The sequence below is a fragment of the Christensenella sp. genome, assembly GCF_034927525.1.
In the GTDB taxonomy this organism is placed as follows: Bacteria; Bacillota; Clostridia; order Christensenellales; family Christensenellaceae; genus Christensenella.
Genome location: NZ_JAYFPU010000185.1, coordinates 1 through 5,998 on the forward strand (window position 1 = coordinate 1; position 5,998 = coordinate 5,998).

Genomic DNA, 5,998 nt, shown 5'->3' on the forward strand with positions numbered 1-5,998 from the left:
TATAAGATCAACAAACATTTGGGTTATAACGTCGTGGGCGTCAACCATCTGGGCGACTGGGGCACGCAGTTCGGCAAGCTCATCGCCGCCTACAAGATGTGGGGAGACGACGACGAGATCAACCGCGACAGCGTTTCGGCAATGCTCAAACTTTATGTCCGTTTTCACGAGGAAGCGGAAAAAGACGAAGCCTTAAACGAGCAGGCACGCGCGTGGTTTAGGAAGATCGAGGACGGCGACGAAGAGGCCATGCGCATCTTTGGCTGGTTCAAAGATCTGACGCTGCGCGAGGCAAAGCGTGTGTATGAGCTTTTGGATGTACAGTTCGACAGCTTTGCGGGTGAGAGCTTTTATAACGACAAAATTCCAGCAGTGCTTGATGAGCTGCGCGAAAAAGACTTACTGGTGCAAAGCGAAGGCGCTTATGTGGTGCGCCTCGACGAAGAAGAACTGCCGCCCGCGATCATCTTAAAATCCGACGGCACGACGCTGTACGCGACGCGCGATCTGGCAGCGGCGGAATATCGCAAAAAGACGTATGATTTTTATAAAAACCTCTACGTGGTGGCCTACCAGCAGAACCTGCATTTCAAGCAGGTGTTCGCGGTTCTCAAAAAAATGGGCTACGACTGGGCGAAGGACTGCGAGCATGTCGCGTTCGGTATGGTGTCGCTAGAGGACGGTACGCTTTCCACGCGCCAAGGCAAGATCGTGCTGCTTGAAGACGTGCTCAAAAAATCTGTGGAAAAAACGCTGTCCATCATCGAGGAAAAGAACCCAAACCTGGAGAACAAAGAGCAGGTCGCAAGCGATATCGGTATCGGCGCGGTGATCTTCTCAACGCTTAGCCAAAGCCGTATCAAGGACATCATGTTTTCGTTCGACCGCGTGCTCAACTTCGATGGAGAGACAGGGCCGTATGTACAGTATACACACACGCGCTGCGCCTCAGTGATTGCGCGCTGCGAAGCAAACGACAAGGGCATGGATCTGTCGGTACTGGATAACGATGATGCGTTCGCAGTACTGAAATCCTTAGCGGGTTTCCCGCAGACGCTGGTTTCCGCAAGCGAGAAAAACGAGCCGTTCTATGTGACGCGGCATCTCATCGACCTTGCGCAGGCGTTCAATAAATACTATTATGAATACAGGATCATCGACGATAATATAGAGCAGACCAACGCACGCGTGGCGCTGGCGCAAGCTGTCAAAAATACGCTCAAAACGGGGCTTTCGCTGCTGGGCATCAAAGCACCGAACAAAATGTAAATACAAAACAAGTTTATTTGATAGAGAAGAGGTTGGAATAAAAATGCTGGATTTAAGGACATTGCGTGACAATTTCAAAACGATCGCCGACGCGCTCAAAAAACGCAGCAAAGATCTTCCGCTTGAAGCGGTCATGAAGCTCGATGAAGAACGCCGTGCGCTGATGACAAAAGTGGAAGAGCTGAAGGCAAAGCGGAACAAGATATCAAAGGATATCCCCATGCTCAAGAAAAATGGGGAAGACGTTTCAGCCATCATGCTGGAAATGAAAGAGCTTGCGTCACAGATCAAAGATTATGATGCAGAGTTGCAGATCATGACGGTCAACCTCGAAAAATATATGATGACCATCCCCAACCGTCCGGACGCGAGCGTACCGGCGGGCACGGACGATGCTGACAACGTAGAGATACGCAAGTTCATGGAGCCCACGAAATTTGATTTCGAGCCCAAAGCACACTGGGATCTCGGCAGCGACCTCGACATCATCGATCCGGAGCTTGGCGCAAAGGTCGCGGGCAGCCGCTTTGTATTTTATAAAGGGCTGGGCGCGAGGCTGGAGCGTTCGGTCATGAACTTTATGCTCAATACCCATACGGAGCAGAACGGCTATTCGGAAGTTATCCCGCCGTTCGTTGCAAACCAGAAGTCTATGGAAGGTACGGGACAGCTTCCCAAGTTTGCGGAAGACATGTACCACATCGAAGATACAGACCTCTACCTGATCCCGACGGCGGAGGTGCCGGTGACGAACATGTACCGCGATTCTATCCTGGACGGAGACGACCTGCCCATCTACCGCTGTGCCTATACGCCGTGCTTCCGTGCGGAAGCGGGCAGTGCAGGCAGAGATACCAAAGGTCTCATCCGCCTCCATCAGTTCAATAAAGTGGAGCTCGTGAAGTTCACACGCCCGGATGAATCCTATCTGGAGCTTGAAAAGCTGGTGGCAAATGCGGAAAGCATTTTGCAGATATTGCAGATACCATACCGCGTCGTGCTGCTTTGCGGCGGCGACCTCGGTTTTTCGTCCGCGAAAACATACGATATCGAAGTATGGATGCCGAGCTACGGACGCTATGTAGAGATTTCCTCTTGCTCAAACTTTGAAGATTTTCAGGCGCGCCGCGCAAGCATCCGTTTTAGGGACAGCGACGGTTCGCTGAAATTTGTGCATACCCTAAACGGCAGTGGCCTTGCGGTCGGCCGTACCGTGGCGGCGATCATGGAAAACTACCAGCAGGCGGACGGCAGCATCAAAGTGCCGCAGGCATTGCAGCCGTATATCGGACGCGAGTTCATCCGCGGTATAAAATAAAAGAATGTCATCAAAAAAACGGCGAGATGGATTTCCATCGCGCCGTTTTTGGTTGTTTGCGTTTATTCCACCGAATAGGGTTGGAAGTAGGTTAACGCAAGTTCAGCCTTGTCTGTAGAATTTTCGTCATAACTCAAGTGAATGGTAATCAAACGGTCGTACTTTTTTGCTGTAAAATATCTATGATATAGTGTTGAACCATTGTTACTTAGACTTGTAGCGGAACTTTGCGCGAATTCTATATCCGCAAGAACACGAGGTTGCTGAACTTCAATAGAACTGATTGAACCAGATAATTCCATTGTTTCAAGAAAATTATCTAAATAATCTTGCGCAGAAGTTTCTGAAATCGGTATCTGTTGTGTTCTCATATCTAGGTTAACACCATCTGTCAAGGCCATCATTTCGCAAGTAATAGAATAATCTTGAACAGCAGGATTGTCAGGAGACAAACCTGCATATTCTAACATCTGATCCTGCGTCATTAATTGATAAGGTTCATCTTGAGGAGCTAGCCAAAAAAGACCAAGATATTCGCTCGCGTACCCTGTATGGATAGCGTTTTGTTCTCCTGCCGAATATTCCGGAATTGGTGTTGGCTCCGGCGCATACTCCGGCATTTGGCTTTCCTCTGGTAATTCCAGATCCTCCATTTTATCTGCGATTTCTTCAGACTGAGCCTGGAGCGATTCAACAGCTGATGCCATCGCCTCCATATCTACCGTTTCCGTCGGCACTGGCACAGGCGCACAACCCACAGCCATACTCACCATGAGCAACATAACTACAAGAATAGCACATATTTTCTTATTCAATTTTCTTTCCCCCAATTTCCCTTTTATGTGTTCTTTATTTCACTACAATATTCACAATACGCCCAGGCACAACGATCAACTTCACGATCTCCTTGCCCTCCCACAAATTCGCAAACTTGCTGCGTACGAAAGCCTCGGTGTCTTCCTTGGAAGCGTCCGAAGAAATATCGAACTTCGCACGCACCTTGCCGTTCACCTGGATCGCCATGTTTACGGTCGAGCGCACGAGCGCGCTTTCGTCGCACAGCGGGAAATCCTGATTGAAGATCGAATATCCGCCGTCCAAGCGTTCCCACATTTCTTCTGCAAAATGCGGCGCAACAGGCGCGAGTATCAGGCACAGTTTTCTGGCAGCTTCCTTTGCAAAAACACCGTCCGGCTGTGCATCCATGTATTTGTAGAATGTGTTCACAAGCTCCATAATGCGCGCGACCGCCGTATTAAACGAAAAGATCGGATAGTCATGCGTCACATTTTTGATTGCATAATGCAATTGATAATTCAAATCCGCATCCGCTTTGCCACTGCCGCCTGCAAGCTTCGCAACAGCATCGACCAGCCGCTCCACACGTTCCAAAAAGCGGTTGATGGCCTTGATGCCGTCGTCGTTCCACGGGCCGCCTTCAATATAATTGAAACCAAACGCAAGATACAGGCGCAGCGTGTCCGAACCGTACTGCTTGATCAGAGCGTCGGGAGAGATCACGTTCCCGCGACTTTTGCTCATCTTCTCGCCGTCCGGCCCCAAAATCGTGCCCTGATGCACGAGAGAATTGAAAGGCTCGTCAAAGCCTAAGTATCCCATATCATGGAATGCCTTGGTAAAGAACCGCGCGTACAAAAGGTGCATGACCGCGTGCTCTGCGCCGCCGATATACTTATCCACGGGCAGCATCGCGTCAACGATCTTCTTGTTCCATGCTTCCTCACTGTTTTTGTTGTCGGCATAACGCATATAGTACCACGACGAACAAACGAACGTGTCCATCGTATCCACGTCGCGCGTTGCCTTCCCGCCGCAAACAGCGCAGGTGGTGTTGACAAAATCATCTTTTTTTGCAAGCGGAGACGTACCGTCCGGCGTAAAGTTCACATCATACGGAAGCTCGACCGGAAGCTCAGACTCCGGCACGGGCACCTCGCCGCACTTCTCGCAATACACCATCGGGATGGGCGCGCCCCAATAACGCTGGCGCGAAACCAGCCAGTCGCGCAGACGGTAATTGGTCTTAAAGCCGCCGCGATTTTCTTTGTTCAAATCATCAAGGATAGCCTTTTTGCCTTCCTCGGTGGTCAGTCCATCATATTTTCCGCTGTTTACAAGGACGCCATGCTCCGTGAACGGGAGCTTATCGTCCGTATCTTTGTCCGCCGCGTCGATCACGCGCTCAATAGGAAGCATGTATTTTTCCGCAAACGCAAAGTCGCGCTCGTCGTGCGCGGGTACCGCCATCACGCAGCCCGTGCCATAACTTGCCAGCACGTAGTCCGCCGTCCAGATAGGAACCTGCCGTCCGTTGATGGGGTTAATGGCATACGCCCCCGTAAACACGCCCGTTTTTTCGCGCGTGGTGGAAAGGCGGTCGATCTCCGTCGCCTTGGCCGCATATTCCTGATATTCTTTGACGGCCTGCGCCTGCACAGAGGTCGTGATCTTGTCGACCAGCGGATGCTCGGGCGAAATGACGACATACGTGCAGCCGAAAAGCGTGTCCGCGCGTGTGGTGAACACGGTGAAATCCCCGCCGCCCGCGATATCAAATTTGACCTCGCCGCCGCGTGATTTACCGATCCAGTTTTTTTGCATCAGCTTGGTCTTTTCCGGCCAGTCGATGCGGTCTAAGCCTTCAAGAAGCTGTTCCGCGTAGTCTGTGATCTTAAAGAACCACTGCGTCAGATGTTTTTTGGTGACAAGCGTCCCGCAGCGCTCGCACGCGCCGTCAATGACCTGCTCGTTTGCAAGAACGGTCTGGCACGACGGGCACCAGTTGACAGGAGCGGCCTTGCGGTAGGCAAGCCCGTGCTTGTAAAGCTGCAAAAAGCACCACTGCGTCCATTTATAATAGTCGGGCATACAGGTGACAAGCTCATAGTCCCAGTCGAACGTCGCGCCGATCGCCTGCAGCTGTTTTTCCATTGTCTCAATGTTTTTGAGCGTAGAATCGCTCGGATGAATGCCCGTTTTGATGGCATAATTTTCCGCCGGCAGCCCAAACGCGTCAAACCCCATCGGGTGAAATACGTTGTGCCCCGTCATACGCATAAAGCGCGCGTAAGTGTCAGAAAGGCTGTAGTTGTACCAGTGCCCGACGTGCAAATTTGCGCCCGACGGATAAGAAAACATTTCCAGTACATAATGCTTGGGCTTGTCGCTGTTTTTGTCGAATTTATAAATTCCCGTATCAGCCCATTTTTGTTGCCATTTTTTCTCAATATCAGTAAAGTTCAATTCCTTCGCCTCCGCGGTCTCAAATTTCAATATACCCAATTATTATCGGCTATTTTGGGCATAAAGTCAATTGCGCGGGGGTGTTTAAGCCTTTTGTTTTTTAGCGGTGTTTTCCGACACGCGAAAACGTACGATTTCGGTGATCAG

Annotated in this window: 4 protein-coding genes; 2 read left to right on the forward strand and 2 right to left on the reverse strand. The window is 50.7% G+C overall.

Annotated elements, in window-relative coordinates; all coding sequences use genetic code 11:
• Together argS and serS are read left to right on the forward strand one after the other, a co-directional pair.
• Positions 1-1,269 (forward strand): arginine--tRNA ligase (gene argS / locus VB081_RS07650; RefSeq protein WP_323400231.1); only part of this gene is annotated, 1,269 nt, incomplete at its 5' end.
• Between the two features lie 43 nt (positions 1,270-1,312).
• Positions 1,313-2,587, forward strand: a complete 1,275-nt coding sequence (gene serS / locus VB081_RS07655; protein ID WP_323400232.1) for a serine--tRNA ligase — start codon at positions 1,313-1,315, stop codon at positions 2,585-2,587.
• Between the two features lie 62 nt (positions 2,588-2,649).
• On the opposite strand, the gene VB081_RS07660 is transcribed toward serS, so the two are convergent.
• Complete coding sequence (locus VB081_RS07660) at positions 2,650-3,402, reverse strand: hypothetical protein (protein WP_323400233.1); 753 nt, start codon at positions 3,400-3,402, stop codon at positions 2,650-2,652.
• A 34-nt stretch (positions 3,403-3,436) separates the two neighbouring features.
• Positions 3,437-5,851: a leucine--tRNA ligase gene (gene leuS, locus VB081_RS07665; RefSeq protein WP_323400234.1), complete on the reverse strand. Its 2,415-nt coding sequence runs from the start codon at positions 5,849-5,851 to the stop codon at positions 3,437-3,439.
• Positions 5,852-5,998: the final 147 nt, after the last annotated feature.

Bases quoted from the DNA above. Each gene is read 5' to 3' on its own strand.
- serS (WP_323400232.1), top strand. From the start codon at position 1,313: ATGCTGGATTTAAGGACATTGCGTGACAATTTCAAAACGATCGCCGAC.